Origin of the sequence: Frankia sp. CcI49, from assembly GCF_001983215.1 — a bacterium.
GTDB classification, from domain to species: Bacteria; Actinomycetota; Actinomycetes; order Frankiales; family Frankiaceae; genus Parafrankia; species Parafrankia irregularis.
On record NZ_MOWP01000020.1, the window covers coordinates 231,430 to 249,365 of the forward strand.

The window sequence follows — 17,936 nt, forward strand, 5'->3', positions numbered from 1 at the left end:
GAGGATCTCGGAAAACATTTGGATCACCATGGGGGGCCCGTTCTCCGGGAGACATGGAAGGCTCGAAACTCACCAGAAGGGACGCTCGATGGTTCGTAGGATCAGCAGTGCAGAATTTATTTCACGGTACGCGGTCTGACCTGACCATCCGGAGGATATCCAACCCATGGCGCCACGTGTCCTCGTCGACATCCGCGACGGAGTCGCGGATGTCCGCCTCCACAGGCCGGACAAGATCAATGCTCTCGACCCTGAAATGTTCGTGGAAATAGCCGAGGCCGGCGAACGCCTCAAACGCGAGGCCTCGCTACGCGCAGTGGTGCTTTCCGGGGAAGGGCGAGGGTTCTGCGCAGGAATTGATTTCACGGCTTTCAGGGAAGCGGTGGGAACGCCGCTGAAGGACGGTCCTCTCGCTGAGGTGCTGAAGACCGACGGACGCATTACACATCGTGGCCAGCAGGCTGCCTGGGTCTGGACCGAACTCGAGGTACCGGTTGTCGCGGCGATTCACGGGCCATGCTTCGGGGCTGGTCTGCAGATCGCGCTGGGCGCGGACATCCGGCTCGTCGACCCGGCTGCGTCACTGGCTGTCATGGAGGTCCGTTGGGGCATCGTCCCCGACATGGCCGCGAGTCTCACCCTGCCGCACCTGGTCGGGCTGGATGTCGCGAAGGAGCTGTACTGGACCGGGCGAACGGTCAGTGGCCATGATGCCGCCCGGCTGGGTCTGGCCACCCGATGCGAGGAGGATCCCCGCGCCGCGGCTCTGAATCTGGCGGCCGAGCTGGCGAGGCAAAGCCCGGACGTGCTGCGCGCGGGAAAGAGACTGCTGACGGGGACAGGTGAGCGTTCGGTGGCCCGGCAACTGGAACTTGAGCGGCAGGAGGTCACCGCACTGCTGGGCGGAGCAAACCAGGTCGAAGCCGTCGAGGCCTTCTTCGCGAAGCGTGAACCGGTTTACCGCGATCCCGGTAGTCCGAGTTAAGGCAGCTCGGATCGGGCGTGTACTCCCGCTCTGAGCGCTGACAGCGACTGCGGGAGCGGTTTCGCGGACATCTGTCATTCCTGGGGTAAGCACACCACGGCAACCACCATGCCGCGGGCAAACACGGATCGAGGATCAGAACATGCGCGACGCAGTTGTTGCGGAAGCCATCCGAACGCCGGTCGGCCGGCGAAACGGCGCCCTGTCGGGGGTTCATCCCGTGGGTCTGTCGGCGCACGTGCTGCGGGCGCTGGTCGACCGCACGGGAATCAATCCGGCAGTGGTCGACGACGTGATCTGGGGCTGCGTGTCGYAGGTCGGGGAGCAGACCCTCGATATCGCCAGGAATGCCACCCTGGCTGCCGGCTGGCCCGAATCGGTCACCGGGGTAACCGTTGACCGACAGTGCGGCTCGTCCCAGCAGTCCATCCACTTCGCCGCGGCCGGGCTGATAGCCGGCCACTACGACGTGGTCGTGGCCGGCGGAGTGGAGTCCATGAGCCGGGTCCCGATGTTCAGCGCGATGCTGGATCAGGACCCTCTTGGCCCGGACTTCCTGGCCCGGTATGGCGGGGTCGCGCCGAACCAGGGCCTCGGCGCCGAGATGATAGCCGAGAAATGGGGGTTCACCCGTACCGATCTCGACGAGTTCTCCCTGAGCTCGCACGCGAAGGCGGCCGATGCGCAGGACGGTGGTCGGTTCGACGGTCAGATCACCCCGGTCACCCTGCCGGAAGGCGTCGTCGTGGATCGTGACGAGGGCGTGCGCCGCGGTGGCACGTTGGAGACGATGGCAGGGCTGAAGACCGTGTTCCGACCTGATGACGGCGTCATCACCGCCGGGAACAGTTCGCAGATCTCGGATGGGTCGGCGGCCCTGTTGCTCACGACGAGCGAGAAGGCCCGTGAGCTCGGCCTGTCTCCTTTCGCACGCGTGCACACGGCGGTGCTGGCCGGCTCCGATCCAGTGATCATGCTGACGGCCCCCATCCCGGCGACCCAGAAGGCGCTGCGGAAATCCGGGCTGGGTCTTGGCGACATCGGCGCCTTCGAGGTCAATGAGGCGTTCGCGCCGGTGCCACTCGCCTGGCTGGCCGATTTTGGCGTCGAACCCAAGATGGTCAATCCGAACGGCGGAGCGATCGCCATCGGACATCCGCTCGGTGGTTCCGGAGCCCGGATCGCCACCACCCTGGTGCACCACATGCGGGACAACGGCATTCGCTACGGGCTGCAGACCATGTGCGAAGGCGGCGGGCAGGCCAACGCCACGATCTTCGAGCTGCTCTGAACCTGATTCACCGGACGGGCGCGAGCGCCAGCCCACCGATGCCGCCTGTTACCGATGGGATCTTGGCCGTGGGCTGGCGGGAGCGAAGGTGCTCTCGGCGGCAGATGTGGCTTGCGCCGCCGGGCTGTTCGTGACACCTCCAGGAGAGCAGCGCCGTCTGGCTGCCGAATTATTCAGGAATGGCCGGTGCGTGTCTGGCCGTTACTCGCCGGGCTGCATGGAACGCAGCGCCGGATCGGTGGTGCACGCCGGTGGCCGGGTCAGGCTCGGGCAAGTATGACCCCGGTGCGGCTGGCACTGACGAGGGCGAGTTCGGCGCGGTCGACCTGGTTGGCGGCGGTCCCGCGGAGTTGACGGACGGCCTCGGTGGCGAGGTTGAGGCCGTGGATGTAACCCTCGCCGATCAGGCCGCCGTTGGTGTTGAGAGGCAGTGCTCCGCCCGGGCCGAAGGCGCCGGCGGCGACGAGTTCCTTCGCCTCCCCGGGGCCGCAGAAGCCGAGGCCCTCGAGCTGCATGAACAGCACCGGGGTGAACGCGTCGTAGACCATCGCCAGGTCGAGGTCGGCCCGGTCGATGCCGCTCCGGTCGAACAGACGCCTGGCCAGTGCCGTCGATCCGGCCATCGTCGCGAGGTCAGGGGAGTAGTGGTCGCTGCCGACCTCCTGGCCGGCGAGTGCCGCACCGGCCGCGGCGGCGATGGTGACCGGGGCCGGGGTGTCGCGGGCACGGTCCGTCGCGGTGATGACCAGGGCAACAGAGCCATCGGTTTCCTGGCAGCAGTCGAACAGCCGGATCGCCGGCTCGGCGATCCAGCGGGAGGACTGGTGGTCGTCGAGGGTGATCGGCCGACCGTAGAAGCGCGCGGCGGGATTGGTGGCTGCGTAGGCTCGCAGCCCGACCACGGCCCGTCCGAAGTCCTCGCTGGTCACGCCGTAGGTGTGCATGTAGCGGGTGGCGTTGAGCGCCATCCAGGATGCCGGGGTGAGGACGCCGTACGGCGCGCACCACTGGCCGGCGGTGGTGCCGGAGTGTGACGATGTCGCCCCACCGGCTCGCGCCGCGCCGAAGCGCCGCCCTGACCGGGCCCGGACGGCTCGGTAGACGACGACGACGTCGGCGGCGCCGGAGGCGACCGCGGCCGCCGCGTGTAGCAGCACACCCTGGGATCCTGCGCCGCCATAGGGCACCCGGCTTGACCAGCCGATCTCCGGGATGCCGAGGGCACGGACGAGTTCGGTTTCCTCGACCGGGTCGATGGTGTAGCTGACCAGCCCGTCGACGTCGTTCGTGGACAGGCCGGCGTCGGTGAGGGCGGCGAGGATGGCCTCGGTGGCCAGCCGCGTCTCGCTGCGTCCGGCGTTCTGGGAGAACTCGGTCGCCCCGATGCCGACAATGGCGGTGTGCCCGCCTGGTCCGGTGCTGGTCATCGGGTGTCTCCGTCTTCGGGCGCGGTGTTGTGCGCTTCGGTGCCGGTGCCRGTGCCGGTGCGGGGGCGGGGGCGGGGGCGGAAGACGGGGGCGCCGAGGGTGTCGTCGGTTGGTTCGAAGGTGACCTCGACGGGTTGGCCGATGTGGATGGAGGCGGGGTCGGCGTCGACCAGGTTCGAGAGGATGCGGATGCCGTCTTCGAGGTCGATGAGGACCGCGACCACCGGGTAGTGGAAGCGTGGGTGGCGTGGGTGGTGTAGCAGCGCGTAGCTGTAGATCTGGCCGCGGCCGCTGAGCTGGACGATCTCGTGGTCGTGTGAGTGGCAGGCTGGACAGCTGACCRCCGGAGGGTGTCGTAGCAGTCCGCAGGCTGCGCAACGTTGGGCCACCAGTCGGTTCTCGCGGGCGGCGCCCCAGAAGAACTCGTTGTCCTCGGTGACCGCTGGTGCTGGCCTGGACACGGCCCCACTCACGGCAATGGTGTCTGGCACATAGTGAATGCTATCCACGGGTCGGCCCTCCCGCAATCGGGGCAGGCGCAGTCCGCGCAGGCGCGGCCCTCGCCTGCCGGGCGCCCTGAGGCCACGGCGCCGATGCCGGTCATGTTCGGGGGAGGGACGCGGGGCCCGGGTGGCGTCGAACGGGCTGGCTGCCCTGCGGCGGTGGGCACTCACCTGCGAGGTGGGCGCCTCGGTGCGCGTGACCGGAAACGAGGCGCTCTGCAGGATGGCGTGCGCCCCACTCCTCCTCGGCGCTCACGGCGGCCGCGATGCCGTGTGGCCGAGAGTCGGTCCGCTTCGGCCAGGTCATTGCGGCTGCGTGGTGCACCAGGCGTGGGGATTGTCGGGTGTAGCCGCGGGATCCCGGACCAGTTCGAAGCCGGTGCCCGCTGAGTCCACCCGGAGAATGGCGATGCATCTCGTGACGATGTCGGGGCTGTCGGAAAGATCCGCCGGCCCGGGGAGCAGGCCGCCGGCGGTGTAGTCCTTCGTCGCGCTCAGGCGGGTGACAAAGCTCTCGCGCGTCGGGCACGATCCGGATATCTCCAGTCCGCGCAGGAACAGATCGGCCTGAACGTAGCCGCCCAGGGCCGCTCCGGATTTTGGGCTGTCAATCTCAGGAGCGAATCTGGCCATCGCCTCAAGGTATTTTGAATGTGCTGCGCCGCCGATCTCAAAAGGGATGTACTGGACAAATGTTGACACCCCACTCAGGCTGGTTCCATACCGCAGAAGGTAGGCCGGGTCATTGCCGCCGGGGATGATTACCGCCCGAATCTGCGCGCCTCCCGCCCTGACGGCCGGAAGAACCGTCGCCGACTGGTCGGCGCCCATGCCGCCGATGACGACATCGGCTCCCGACTCTCTGATCTGCCGAGCGATGTACTGCGGGGACACTGTTTCCTGATTGTAGATGAACGGCTGTGGCAGCACCGCTATCCCAGCGTCCCGAAGGGCGTTCTCGAGCTGCCTGCTGATATCCGCGGCGGCAGTGACGGTCTCGACATTGATCGTCGCGGCTTTTGTCCCCCCCAGGCTGCGGACGTAGCGCCCGAAAACGCCGAGTGCGCTGGATTCGGCAAAGGAGTCCGAGGCTGCAAACATGTTCTTGTTCTCGGACCACACCCGCTCCGCAGCTATTCCTGTGGTCGGTATCGATTCTTTCGAAAGATACTGCGCTCCTCCGGAGGCGACCGCTGTCGTCTCCATTAAGCCGAACACCTTCTCGTTGCCGACCAGGTCGCGCACGGCCTTGTCGTTGGAAGCGGCGTCACTGTGGTCATCACGCAGGACGTACTCGACTGTACGTCCGTTGACGCCACCCGCCTCGTTGGCGGCCCGGATCCGGGCCTCGGCCCCACTACGCGCGTCCCGAAAAGCGGTGCTGAGGAGACCTGTGTCCGGGTAGACGAGCCCAATTTTGATCTTGGTTCCGTCGATGCCCGGCGTGTTGCATGCCATTGCGCGGCTCGAAGGTCCGCTGGAGGCCGTGCACCCCGCCCCCATGGTGAGTGACGCCACGACCAGGAGAAGGGCCGGCCTGCGACACCGCATCGCCTGGGAGCCTGACCGTGGGACGGTGTCCTCCCGGCGTCGAGTAATTCGTAGATCCATCGTCGTTCACCGGCCTTCGTTATGAGCAGCGCCTGGAGCGGGTGTCCGTGTTTTCCTTGATGAGGGAGTCGCGATCGGATATCGAGAAAATCGTCGAAGGTGTGGGCCGCGGCCGGCAGCCGCGCGGTCGTGCGGAGGTGCGGGAGGCGTTGCTGGATTCGGCGCAGCGGCTGATCGCGCGGCAGGGCCGTCCAAGGTGCGGCTGCGTGAGATCGCCGAGGACGCCGACGTGAACTTCGGTCTCGTCTACCAGTACCTCGGTACCCGGGAGGAGCTGTTGCGGGCGGTGTATCAGCGTGTCTCGGCGAGGTCGGCGACCCGGTTCGAGCACATCGACGACCTCGCCGACGCGATCGACATCTTCCTGACCGCGGACGACAGTGTCGGGCGCATCATGGGCTGGGCGGCGCTCGAGGGTGATCCGGTCGATGTGTTCGGGCCTTCGCCTGGGCTTGCGCAGGTCGCCTCGATGATGGTCCGGGCCGCACGGCAGGACGGCCGCACGACCTCGACCTGCCGGCCGCCGAAGCCCACCTGCTCGCCGCATTCATGCAGACCATCGCGCTCGGCTGGCGGCTGTTCGGTTCGATCGGGCTGACCGGTGCCGGTGTCGAGGCGACCCCCGACGTCGACCGCCGGGTGCGGGAGTGGATGAGAATGCTCGTCGAATCACTCGTCGAATCAGTCGTGAAGGGCAGGCCCGTCGAAAAGGCCTGACCGCCCTCCAGCTAGTCGCGAACGCTGATGGTTGGCATAGTCAGGGGCCGTCCACCGCCTCGGCCGCGGCGGTCGCCCACCGAAACCGATCAGCCGCCATCCCAGCCGTCCGCCATCATCTTTTCGAAGTGCTCCATCAGAGCTGCGAGCGCGGCGGCTGGGTTCAGTTCCAGAACCTCGCTCGGCTCTTCGTAAATCAGTGAGTGCCCGGCGGGGAAGAAGTAGACGTCTCCGGCCGTGGCGACCTCGTCTGGCCAGTCGGTGCCAGGGTAGACGGCACGAAGCCGTCCACTGAAGATGTATCCGTAATGCGGGCAGTTGCATACGCCTCCGGGCAGTCCCTGATACCCTGGCGTGCAGTCGACGGGGCCCGGGACGACCGTGTAACCGACTTCCATGTCTCCCCATTGAACGGAGCGGAATCCGGTATGCGGCCATCGGCCACCGCCGTTCTCGGGTAACTCCCCGGGCTTCATGGTCGGCATCGATGCCTCCTGGGGTTGTGGACGGCCTCGCCTTCTCGACAGGCCGTGCTGGCGAAGTCCTGTCGTGCTGTCAGTCGATGCCGGCCTCGAAACGGCCGCCGGTCAACCGCCTGCCTGCCTCGTGGTCGTGGCGCGCGCAGAAGGATTCGTGCTGGATGGCCTCCGCCACGGTCACCGCAAACCTCCCCCGGCTCTGTGCGGCCGTTCCTGGCGCCCCCAGGTTGATGGCGTTCGGGGCGCGTGACCCCGTTACGGTAGCACTCGCTATGTTTTGAGCGCCACGTAGGTCTGTCTGCGGATGAAGTCCGTCGCGGGCGCGGTCCGATGCGGCTCGCAGGCAGGGGATGGCCACGGTGCGTGTCCGTGGGCCTGGCCCAGCGCGTGGTACGCGAGCAGGTCCTCCAGCGGGGTCTGTTGCATCGGCGGAGTCCGCTGTCCTGCGGTCGTCGCTCGGTCGTGATCGAGCGATGCGTCGACGTCGTGTCCGTCCCCCAACGCCGACGTCGGAGTTCGCCAGGCTCCGGTTCTCACCCGAGGTGATCGTCCTTGCGGTGCGGTGCTACCTGCGGCACGCGCTGTCCTACCGGGACGTTGAAGGACTCCTCGCTGAACGTGGCATCGAGGTCGACCACGTCGCGATCTACCGGTGGGTGCGGCGCTTCACGCCCTTACTCGCCACCGCAGTCTGACCGGCGGTCATCCCGTCCGCTGGCATGCCCAGCTTCCCCGCAACGCAACAGCGCCAGTTGGTCTCACGGTCCAACACCGAGACGGCCACATCGACATCGCGGCCTCCTCCGGTCGTACGCAGCACACTCCACCTCACCCGTACACCAACGTCGCATTGGGTGACATTCTGGTCTGAGTGGCAAACCGAATCCGTCCCGGGCCATCGGTGCCCGCGAGGGGTTGCCTCGGGCGTCCATCGGCGGCTCGGCTGACCTGTCAAGGCACGGCGAGTTGTCTCGCCACGCGCGAGCGGTCACTYTCTACGACGACTCGCCGAATACTTTGAGTAACCAGAAAGTGGAACGGGTGACGGTAACGTTGGCCGGCCAGTAGATCGTTTAGCTGTTTCGGGGAGCGAGGGTCCGCTCGACATACTCCGCACCGCCGGCATCGGCACCCCACACCCCGGGCAGTGGACCCAGCCCAGCCAGCCCACCCTTGCCCGAAACACCCATTATCTGGACAGGCCTGCCCGCCGTGGGTGGTAGGCACCCGGACCAGGCCTCACCAGGCTGGTTGCTGAATTTGCAACTTCTAGGATGATGCTGCCGGACGGCCGCGCGAGAGGGCGGCTGGGCGAGCTGGCCTCATGGACCGCGAACGTGGCCGCGCCGGCCCGGAGGGGGTGTGCTAGTGGGGGTTCCGCTACATCAGGTGAAAGCGGAGTTCTTCCGGATGCTGGGGCATCCGGTACGGATCCGGGTGCTGGAACTGCTGGTGGACGGCCCGAAACCGGTACGGGATCTACTCATCGCGATCGAGGTGGAACCCCCGAACCTGTCACAGCACCTCGCGGTGTTGCGCCGCTCGGGCATCGTGACGGCGACCCGGGAGGGATCGACCGTGGTGTACGCGCTGGCGGGCGGGGATGTGGCCGACCTGATGAGAGCGGCACGGCGGATCCTGACGGAGCTGGCCTCGGGGCAGGCCGGGTTGCTGGAACAGTTGCGCGAAGCGGAAGCCAGCCGGTCATGACAGCGCCAAGGAGGAGGCCGCCGCTGGCGGCTCGGCGCACTCGGATCCCGATCCCGGTCACCACGCTGACCGGGTCGAAATCGTCCGTCTGCCGGCCAGGGGCACGCGGGACAGGTGGCCTTCGTCTGTGTCGGGGGCGTTGTCGTCTGACCGTGTGCCGGCCGGGGCGGTCGCCAGCCGCGCGTCGATCGTGCTCATCGGAGTCCCCGCCATTCCTCAAGGGATGATGTACGAACAGGCCGAGGCGGCGGGCGTAGCGCAGTTCATGCTTGTCGGTTGGCCCCGGCCGCAGGCCCTCATGGCTGATTGCGTCGCCCCCCTCAGCAGCCGGGTACTCCGCGAGTTCCGACGGGCTCCAGGTCGGGAACGGGAGCTGATATCCGGACGGACGGGTTTTCGCGGCCTTCTGGATCTCCTGGCGTTGCGGCGGCGTGGACTTCCGTTGCTCGGTTGACATGCCAGGAAACGGTTTCGGTCAAGGCCTCACGGAGGTCATATGGTTCCGCCTCAGGGAACAGCCGTCGGAGGGTCCGGGTCCCGGCCTGGGAGTCGCGTATGTCGCCGGACCGGGACGCGGTGTGGACGACGTCCAGCGGCCGGCCGAGGATCTCACCCAGTAGATTGATGATCGTCAGCAGGCTGGTGCGTAGGCCGAAGGCGAGGTTCACCGGCCTGTCGTGGACGATCCGGCGGACGACCGCCTCGCACAGCCTGTCAGCGACGGTGCCGACGAAGGTGAAATCGCGAGTCTGTCTCCCATCTCCGTGGACCTGCAGTGGCGCGCCCGCGATGGCTGCCTGGATGAACCGGGGGACGACCGCCGCGTAGGCGCTGTCGGCCCGCTGCCGAGGCCCGAACACGTTGAACAGCCGCACGGCGAGGGTGGGCACACCGAAGGAGCGCGTGTATGCCAGGGTGTAGCTCTCGGCGGCGAGCTTGCTCACGGCGTAGGGGCTGACCGGCTGCGGCGCAGTGTCCTCGCTGTTGGGCAGTCTTGCCTCTGACCCGTAGACGGACGACGATGACGCCACGACGACGTGCGCTCCGCACGAGCGGGCCGCTTCGAGTACGTGCAGTGTGCCTGTCACGTTCGCCTCGTGGGATGCCAACGGGTCGAGGAGCGAACGGGGAACCGAGGGCAGCGCCGCGAGGTGGACAACGCCGCTGGCGCCTTTGGTGACGGCGGCCACGGCGGCCCGATCCAGGATGGTTCCCTCGCGGAGCCCGACCCCGGTACCGGCCAGGTTGGCCGCGCTGCCGGTGCTGAGGTCGTCAAAGGCCACGACCTCAGCGACGCCACGTCGCACGAGCCCTTCGCACACGTGCGAACCGATGAAACCGGCACCGCCGGTCACGACGACTTTCATGGTGAGCTCCCCTGGACCCGGTTGGTTTTTGTTTGGTCACGACAGGCTGCGGCACGGGGCGAGGACGAAGCACGCCGCGCCCGCACCCTGCTGGCAGCGGTCATCGGCCGGGCCCGGCGAGGGATCCGGCGGGGGCGTGGCTGTGGCGGCCCGTTGCGTCCGATCCATCGACGCTGACAGTGATCTCTCGCAAGGTCCGATGAAACGAAAGCCTGATCGGGCGGAGTCGGTCCAAGCTGTACTCCCGGGCAGTCGCGAGATTGCGCTCGGACGCGGCGGCGTAGCGGTCCGGGCTGGCAATCAGGTCTGTCAAGGACTCCGCGAGTCGTCGGGGTTGGTCCGGAGGAACGAGATCGCGTGGGGGCAGGATCTCGACCACGCCGCCCACCGCCGACGCCACCGCAGGCAGCGCGCGCGCCGCGGCCTCGACCAGGACGCGGGGAAGACCCTCGGTGCGGGACGGGAGCACGAACACGTCGGTGGCGTCGAGTGTCGCCCGCACCTCGGGTCGGCTACCGAGCCGGCGGACGAAGCGGACGGTGTCCCCGAGGCCGTGGGCGGCCGCCCGTCGAACGATCTCGTCATGGTGCCGGCCGTCTCCGACGATGGTCACCTCCAGCCGGAGGCCCTCGGACCGCATCAGGGCCACCGCGTCGACAAGGACGTCATGTCCCTTGTAGGTGCGCTCCTGCGAACCGATCGTCAACAGCCGGACCGTGCGAGCGGGGTGCGGATGCCTGGCCCCGACGGCCCCCCAGCCATCCGGTGCGGGTCGGGATCCCGCAACGAAGTCCTCCTCCTCCAGCCGAACCCGGGGACAGCTCACAGTCGGCACATCGGCCCTGGCCGGATACCTGCCCTGCAGGACGGTGCGGGTGACGTAACTGACGGCGCGGGCCTGCTGGCACTGGCGGGCGAGCATGCGGCCGGCGGCTGCGGAGACGATCCGCCGGTCGGCGAGGACCTCCGCCACATCCCCGACGACCTCGAGCCCGAAGGGAAGGCCCTGCCGGTTGAGCTCTCTTGTGAGGGCGGTACCGACAAGCCCCGGAACCAGGGCGAGGAAGGCAGTGGTATCGGCTGCCGTGCCTCGATGCTCGGCCACGGCTTGGCGCACCGCGGCACTCAGCGCGCCCCGGCGGCGCAGGTATCCGCCGATACCCTGATAGGCCGGCAGTGGCAGTACCCGCACCCCGGGGCCCTCCACCGGAAGACCTGCCGCACCCTGGGCACTTCGGCGGGTCACCCGGGCGGCGATCAAGATCTGGTCGAAGACACCCAGATAGTGGACCCACGCCGCGTAGCCGAGGGCGGAGTCCGGAGCCAACACGCGGCCATCCTCAGTGCGGTGGAACTGCGCCTCGGTTGCGATAACAATCCGCATTCTTTCCTCCCGGTCGGGGTGGCGTTCAGTGTTGAGTATTCATTGTTTTTCCGTAATGCCTAGGAAATTGATTTGGCATGTGTGTCAGTGGAAGTGGGTGCCCTTCACCGGTAAGGCGGACTAATGCCTGGAGTCCACCGGTCGGCAACCTTGAGGTGGGTCTCGTCGATGATCCACCTGTCCCCAGGTTGGTGCTGGCAGGGCCGGTCCTCGTCGGTGCGCGAGGGCGCGAAACGTTGCACCCACCGGTAGATCGTGACGTGGTTGACGTCGAGGCCGCGCTCGGCGAGGAGCTCTTCGACGTCTCGGTGGGATGGGGCGAACCGCAGGTACCAGCGGACCGCCAGGGGATCACCTCGGGAGGGAGGAGGGATCCGGCGAATTCCGATGGAGGGATCGGTGGGCGGACACGACGCGGGCAGCTGATCGGGCCAGGACGGATCGGCAGCCGCGCGTTGGTGGTTCTCGCTGATGCGGCAGTGCCTTTCCAGTGGGTCATCGCAAACATGTGTACGACCATGACCTTGGATCTCCTCGTCGTTTCGGATGCGTAATTGCGGAGATTGGCAACTCATGGGAGTGTGAAGGTAAGGCAGGGGATGCGCTTGTTTACTTCCCGTGCTCGGTGCCCGGAGTGGGTGAGGCCGATCGTGCTGTTGTCCAACCGGTTGCCAGGCCACGGTGGCCTGCGAGACGTAGGCGTCCGTCAGCGCTCGGGGTGGGGAGGTAAGCGCATATCCACCGGTACGCCGAAATTCGGGCTGACCAGCTCGATCCGTAGGCTGTCAGGGCATCGCACCCCGCACAGGTGCTCCGACAACCCGGCAGGCCCGCCGCTGGCATTGCGAGGGTCTGCTGCCCGCCCTCATCGGACTCGGCTACGGCCCCGCCTGCGCGCGTATCACCCGTGGCTCCTCCCCGCGTCGCTGTGACGACGCCCGAACGGGGCAGCACCGTGAGATGTCGGGACAAGCCGGGTCACTCCTCGCCTGCCACCAGCAGGATCCCGAACCAGTATCGGCCGGTTCATTTGCAGCCCGACCTGCAGAGGCTCGCCTGGCATCGGAAAGAAAGCTCCCTTCACTCGATAGGACGCAGGACATGGCATAACGTCCCCGCCCACCGCCATGTCGGATGCCCCCGATGCGAGCGCCGTGTCTGCCGGCTGTCCCGCAGCCTAACCGGCGGGCCTCCGAAGTCGCCGAATCCATCCACCGGACATGCGAGGAAGTGGCGCAGGGCCGCGACAGGTTTGTCGAGTATCCCGTGGTTGGCCGTCATGACGGTTCCTGGCGTATTTTCGGGGTGTGCGGTCCGACTGGTTCGGCCCTGACAGGGGACGGTCACGACATCCGGGAGATCGGGAGATTCCACGCCATCCCGTTTTCCCGAGTGGCGTGCCCTGCCAGCCATCTCTATCCGTCCCTGCTCTGGACCTGACCGCACTGGCACGGCCGCGGGGCCGGTGTACATGGTCTGCTGGCGATGTGCGCTGAGGCTGCCGACCAGGAGGGCCCGTGGAGGCCGGTGCCGGCTGCCGGCTTTTTTATCCTGGGTCTCGGGCAGCGCGCCGAGTACGCGGCGGTGGGCGCGGGAAACGCCGCATCGAGTAACCCTTGCACCTCCAACGACGAGATTGCCGCGACCACATGGGACGAGATCGCACCGCTCACGGGTCGCGTGCAGCCCGTGATAGGAGCAACTCGCCGAGGCCGAAGACCATCACTGGCCGGTGGCCGCCTGATCGGCTACGTAAGCGAGAGCGAGCACCACATGTCGGCCGCCACGATCACCACCGGTGCGCCGCCGTACCCGCCAGCGTGCCCGGTCTCCCCGACCGCCGCCCGGCTCGATCCCGTTACATACTGGGCAGAAGCCGCAGTGAGATGGCGCCGCGGTGACCCACGCGCGCGGGTCTGTCACCGTGGTGCTCGTTCTCATCGACACCGACTCACCGGATCTCGGCCCGGTGCCCATCGCTGCCAACAGCTGGTGCTCGTTGTGGCCGGCATGGCCACCTGATCGGCAAGTGTCGGGGCAAGGGCAGGCGCCGTATCCGCTGAGCATGACGGTGGGCCACCGGGAGCCCGCGAACCCCGAACGCGCCGGCGGCGACGGAAGCGAGGGGYCAAATCCTGGAACAACGGCCCTGAGCCGTTCATCTGGACCACGGCCGTCGACAGGATCCTCGATGCCATCGCCGCCTACTGTCCGCGAATGAACGACCCGGGGACGCATCGATCTGCCGGCGCTATGCGGGTGAGCTCCTGAAAGTGTCGCAGCCGTTCACCCGATCACGCCTCGGGTCCGGGAAGGATGGTGCTGTGCGCCGGGAGTGGTTGTCCTTGTTCCGGGAGGTTTCCGGTGTGGCGGAGATGGTTTCGGGCGGTCTGGATGGCCGCTGCGGCGGAGTCGAACAGGTGCCCCTGTTTTTCCAGTCGGTCGAGCAGACCGATGGCCGCCAGGGCTTTTGTGTGTTCGGGGCGCAGGCCGGAAAGGTAGACGGTCGTGCCGCGGTGTTCGAGACGGTCGATGATGTCGCGTAGAACGATCGCGCCGGTGGCGTCGATCGCGCTGATTCTGGAAAGCCGGAGGATGAGGATCTTGACGTCTGCGATGGCGGTGAGTTCGGGAAGGAAGCGGTGGGCGGCGGCGAAGAACATGGGTCCGTCGATGCGGTAGACGGCGATGTGCTCGGTGAGTAGCGCGTGGTCGGTGAGAAGTGCCTGGTCGGCGTCGTGATGATCGGCTGTGTCCAGGGGTACCTCTTCCAGGCGCGCGCTGCGGGCGATCTGCCGTAGTGCGAGGGCTCCGGCGGTGACGAGGCCGAGGAGGACGGCGATGACGAGGTCGAGAGCGATGGTCGCTGTGGCGGTCAGTGTCATGACGGCCGCGTCGGAGCGTGATGTGCGGCCGAGGGCCCGCAACGAGGCGATCTCCACCATCCGTAGGGCGGTGGCGAGGAGAACACCGGCGAGCGCGGCCAGCGGGATGTACGCGACGAGGGGCGCCGCTACGAGCATGATCCCGGCGAGGAGCAGGGCGTGGGTGAGGGCCGCGAGGCGCGAGGATGCTCCGGAGCGGACGTTGACGGCGGTGCGGGCGATCGCACCGGTGGCGGGTACTCCGCCGAACAGCGGAACGACGAGGTTGGCCAGGCCTTGGCCGAACAGTTCGCGGTCGGGGTCGTGCTGTTCTTGGGACGTCATCGCGTCCGCGACGCTGGCGGAGAGCAGGCTTTCCAGGGCGGCCAGCGCGGCGACCGCCACCGCCGACGCCGCGAGGGCCGGGATGGCGGAGATGTCGAGGAACCCGAGGGAGGGACTGGGTAGGGTCGCGGGCAGTGCGCCCAGCGTGGCGACGTCCCACCCGGTCACCGCGACCAGGATGGAGGCGGTGGCGACGGCGATCAGCGAGAACGGCACGGTGGGTCGTATCCGGGCGCCTGCGAGCATGAACRCCACGACGGCGGCGGCGAGGGCGAGGGCGGTCCAGCGCGGCCGGTGGGCGAAATCGGTGATGGCCCCCCAGGCGACGGCGGTCACCGTGTCCTGGTTCTGTGGATGTACTCCCAAGGCGGCGGGAACCTGTTGAAGGAAGATCACCGCGGCGATACCTGCGGTGAATCCTTCCACCACAGGGGCCGGTACGTAGCGCATGGCGCGGCCGACGCGAAGGACGGCGAGCGCGAGCAGGATCATGCCGGCGAGCAGGCCGACGGTCAGGACGCCACCCGGACCGTGGTCGTGCACGATCGGTACGAGCACCACGGTCATGGCCCCGGTGGGTCCGGAGACCTGGAGGTTGGATCCGCCGAAGATGGCCGCGACCGCGCCCGCGACGATGGCGGTTGTGAGTCCCGCGGCTGCGCCCAGGCCGGAGGAGACGCCGAATCCGAGCGCGAGGGGCAGGGCGACCACCGCGACGGTCATCCCCGCGATCAGATCGCGGCCGGGTTGACGGCGCATGGCCAGCGCATCGGCCCGGCCGGGCAGGAACCGACCAGGCAACGCTATCCACCGTGAGGAGGCGGTATTCATCGTGGCAGGGCGGGGGCGCTGAGGACAGGCGGAGTGGTCGGGTACATGAACAATCCGATCATCGTCAGGATGTGGATCTCCGTACCCATCCGGGTGGAGATGATGAGGAATAGTTTCTTCAGTTCGCGGTGCCGTGGGTGCGAGACCCCGGTCGGGTTCGGTGTGACGTTGGAGATCGCACCGAACCCGACCGTCGGGCCGAGGTGATACGCGGCAGAGAGGAGAAGGCGGAGTATGGGCTTCCTCAGACCTCAACAGTCTCCGCAGGTTCTTCCTGCCGGCAACGGCGGCTGGACACGCAGACCCTGCGCCCCGGTCCTGTCTGGACGCTATGCCAGGTAGTCGCGTAAGCGTTGTGAACGTGCCGGGTGGCTGAGCTTCGCCAGGGTTCTTGACTCTATCTGCCGGATCCTTTCCCGCGATATCCCGAATTCCCGGCCTACCTGCTCCAGCGTCCTGGGTTGGCCGTCTGCCAGACCGAACCGGAGTTGGATGACTTTCCTTTCCCGTGCGGGCAGGGTGTGGAGGACCGATTCGATGTGCTCCTGCAGGAGGACGGAACTTGCCGCTTCGAAGGGAACAACCGCGTCGTCGTCCTCGATGAAGTCTCCGAGTTGGGAGTTCTGCTCCGCGCCGATCGGGGTCTCCAGGGCGACCGGTGTCTGTGCGATCCTGAGAATCTCCTCCACTCTGTCCGGGGCGAGGTCGACCTGTGTGGCGATCTCTTCCGGTGAAGGTTCTCGGCCTAATTCCTGCAGGAGCTGCCGTTGGATTCGCGTCACCTTGTTGACCATCTCGGCCATGTGTACCGGGATCCGGATGGTACGCCCCTGATCCGCGAGGGCCCTCGTGACAGCCTGCCGAATCCACCAGGTGGCGTAGGTGGAGAACTTGTAGCCTTTTGTGTAGTCGAACTTCTCCACCGCCCGGATCAGACCCAGGTTGCCTTCCTGGATCAGGTCCAGCAGCAGCATGCCCCGGCCGACGTACCGCTTGGCGATGGACACCACGAGGCGCAGGTTCGCCTCCACCAGCTTGTGCTTGGCGATCTGCCCGTCCTGCTCGATCACCTGCAGGTCCTGACGCAGCTGCGGGGAGATCCTTCGGATGGTGGCGAGCTTCTCGGAGGCGAACAGGCCCGCCTCGATCCGTTTCGCGAGGTCGACCTCTTCCGCTGCGGTCAGCAGTCGCACGCGGCCGATGGTCTTGAGATACATCCGCACCGGATCCGAGGTCGGCATCGCGGACGCGTGTTCCTCCGGGGCGCGACGCCGCCCAGGTGTGTCTGAAGCGTCGTTGTCGGCCTCGTCGAGGACCTCGATACCGTCGTCTGCGAGCAGCCGTAGGACGAGGTCGCTTCTTTCGGGCGGCAGCTCTGCGTCGAGGAGCGCGGTGGCAACGTCCTCCGGAGTGACGAAACCGTTCTCCTTACCCCGGGTGATGAATTCTGCGAGCTTTTCCACCGCGGTCCCGTCGGAGGCGTTCAGATCTGTGAGCGGCGCCTGGACCTGTCCGTGAAGAAGACGACCCATGTCAAGCGGCATCCATGTCCGGTGCCGGAGATCGCGGATGTTTCCGGGAGGTCCGGCCATGTCCTGTGTCGCAGTTGGAAACGGGTCCGCGCCACCGACGTGGATCGTGGAACCCGTAGACTCCTGAAAGACGCGAGGCGCTCAGAGTGCCGACCACTGAGCAGGTCCTCTCTCCACGTGGCGAACGTAACGATGTCCGTGAGGTGCCCCCGATCACGGGCCTTTCCTTGCGCTGTCGACTGGGGTGGGGCGGGCAGCCTCTCGGTGTCCTGAGAGGGGATCACCGTTTCGATGGTCGTGGCCAGGCGTGGCCGCGGTTCCGTCAGGAGGGTCAGTGCTCGGTGGCGAGGAGGTCCCGCAGGAGGTCGGCCTGCTCGTGGAGCACGCCGGTCAGGATGGAGCGGGCCACCGCCAGCAACGTCACGATCTCCGGCGACGCCACCGCGTAGAACACGGTGTTGCCCTGCTTGCGGGTCGTCACCAGCCCGGCGCGACGCAGGACCCCGAGCTGCTGGGACAGATGCGATGCCTCCAGTCCGACCTCGGGCACCAGCTCGCTCACCGACCACTCCCGTTCGCTGAGCAGCTCCAACGCCCGGATACGTGCCGGGTGGCCCAGGGTCCGGAAGAACTCCGCCTTCAGCTTGTACAACGGCGTCGCCATATGACCTCTCCCTCCAGCCATTATTCGCCTGTCAGGAACGACATCAGCCCAACAGCTCGTCACGTGACTCGACAACCTTACAACTTCATCAGATTGGAACGGCGTCGTTCAGTCATCGAGCGGGCATCGGTGGACGGTGGTGTCGCCAGACCAGTCCTGCTGACAGGACGGCCAGCTGTATGGGGGGGCACCGCCGCCAGGCTGCGACGCTGACCGGGCCTGTTGA

Annotated in this window: 13 protein-coding genes and 2 pseudogenes; 5 read left to right on the top strand and 10 right to left on the bottom strand. The window is 67.2% G+C overall.

Annotated elements, in window-relative coordinates:
* The first annotated feature begins 166 nt into the window (after positions 1-166).
* Entirely contained in the window at positions 167-985 is an 819-nt protein-coding gene (locus CcI49_RS20010; RefSeq protein WP_054569762.1) for a crotonase/enoyl-CoA hydratase family protein, read from the top strand.
* 142 nt (positions 986-1,127) lie between these two features.
* Entirely contained in the window at positions 1,128-2,276 is a 1,149-nt protein-coding gene (locus CcI49_RS20015) for an acetyl-CoA C-acyltransferase (protein ID WP_076828492.1), read from the top strand.
* Positions 2,277-2,536: 260 nt separating this feature from the next.
* On the opposite strand, the gene CcI49_RS20020 is transcribed toward CcI49_RS20015, so the two are convergent.
* The 3 genes from CcI49_RS20020 to CcI49_RS20030 all read right to left on the bottom strand — a co-directional run bounded on the left by CcI49_RS20020 (position 2,537) and on the right by CcI49_RS20030 (position 5,664).
* Positions 2,537-3,703, bottom strand: a complete 1,167-nt coding sequence (locus CcI49_RS20020) for a lipid-transfer protein (RefSeq protein WP_054569760.1) — start codon at positions 3,701-3,703, stop codon at positions 2,537-2,539.
* Positions 3,700-4,164 (bottom strand): Zn-ribbon domain-containing OB-fold protein, encoded by a 465-nt coding sequence (locus tag CcI49_RS20025; RefSeq protein ID WP_241840149.1) that lies wholly within the window; start codon positions 4,162-4,164, stop codon positions 3,700-3,702. Before CcI49_RS20025 ends, CcI49_RS20020 begins: the two co-directional genes overlap by 4 nt.
* A gap of 345 nt (positions 4,165-4,509) precedes the next feature.
* Positions 4,510-5,664, bottom strand: coding sequence for an ABC transporter substrate-binding protein (locus CcI49_RS20030; protein ID WP_054569759.1), 1,155 nt, complete (start codon positions 5,662-5,664; stop codon positions 4,510-4,512).
* A gap of 349 nt (positions 5,665-6,013) precedes the next feature.
* Here CcI49_RS20030 and CcI49_RS43425 point away from each other — a divergent pair, with 349 nt between their 5' ends.
* Positions 6,014-6,415, top strand: coding sequence for a TetR/AcrR family transcriptional regulator (locus CcI49_RS43425; RefSeq protein WP_076828494.1), 402 nt, complete (start codon positions 6,014-6,016; stop codon positions 6,413-6,415).
* A gap of 208 nt (positions 6,416-6,623) precedes the next feature.
* Here the strand turns inward: CcI49_RS43425 and CcI49_RS20040 are convergent, their stop codons facing one another.
* On the bottom strand, positions 6,624-7,019 hold the full coding sequence (locus tag CcI49_RS20040) for a hypothetical protein (protein ID WP_076828496.1): 396 nt from the start codon (positions 7,017-7,019) through the stop codon (positions 6,624-6,626).
* A 467-nt stretch (positions 7,020-7,486) separates the two neighbouring features.
* Between CcI49_RS20040 and CcI49_RS20045 the strand changes: the two are divergent.
* A pseudogene (locus CcI49_RS20045) lies at positions 7,487-7,702 on the top strand (IS6 family transposase); the annotation flags it as partial.
* A 679-nt stretch (positions 7,703-8,381) separates the two neighbouring features.
* Positions 8,382-8,723 (top strand): metalloregulator ArsR/SmtB family transcription factor, encoded by a 342-nt coding sequence (locus tag CcI49_RS20050; RefSeq protein ID WP_054569756.1) that lies wholly within the window; start codon positions 8,382-8,384, stop codon positions 8,721-8,723.
* A gap of 320 nt (positions 8,724-9,043) precedes the next feature.
* On the opposite strand, the gene CcI49_RS20055 is transcribed toward CcI49_RS20050, so the two are convergent.
* The 6 genes and pseudogenes from CcI49_RS20055 to CcI49_RS20080 form a co-directional block, all read right to left on the bottom strand.
* Positions 9,044-10,090, bottom strand: a complete 1,047-nt coding sequence (locus CcI49_RS20055) for an NAD-dependent epimerase/dehydratase family protein (RefSeq protein WP_076828499.1) — start codon at positions 10,088-10,090, stop codon at positions 9,044-9,046.
* A 100-nt stretch (positions 10,091-10,190) separates the two neighbouring features.
* Positions 10,191-11,420 (bottom strand): glycosyltransferase, encoded by a 1,230-nt coding sequence (locus tag CcI49_RS20060; RefSeq protein WP_131831143.1) that lies wholly within the window; start codon positions 11,418-11,420, stop codon positions 10,191-10,193.
* Between the two features lie 278 nt (positions 11,421-11,698).
* Positions 11,699-11,871: pseudogene (locus tag CcI49_RS20065) on the bottom strand (IS6 family transposase); the annotation flags it as partial.
* Positions 11,872-13,768: 1,897 nt separating this feature from the next.
* A complete protein-coding gene (locus tag CcI49_RS20070) occupies positions 13,769-15,514 on the bottom strand; it encodes a SulP family inorganic anion transporter (protein WP_076828503.1) in 1,746 nt (581 codons plus the stop codon).
* 329 nt (positions 15,515-15,843) lie between these two features.
* Positions 15,844-17,046, bottom strand: a complete 1,203-nt coding sequence (gene rpoD, locus CcI49_RS20075; RefSeq protein WP_235498509.1) for an RNA polymerase sigma factor RpoD — start codon at positions 17,044-17,046, stop codon at positions 15,844-15,846.
* Positions 17,047-17,377: 331 nt separating this feature from the next.
* Positions 17,378-17,710 carry a metalloregulator ArsR/SmtB family transcription factor gene (locus CcI49_RS20080; protein WP_006544955.1) on the bottom strand — a complete coding sequence of 111 codons (333 nt, stop codon included), beginning with the start codon at positions 17,708-17,710 and terminating at the stop codon, positions 17,378-17,380.
* Positions 17,711-17,936: the final 226 nt, after the last annotated feature.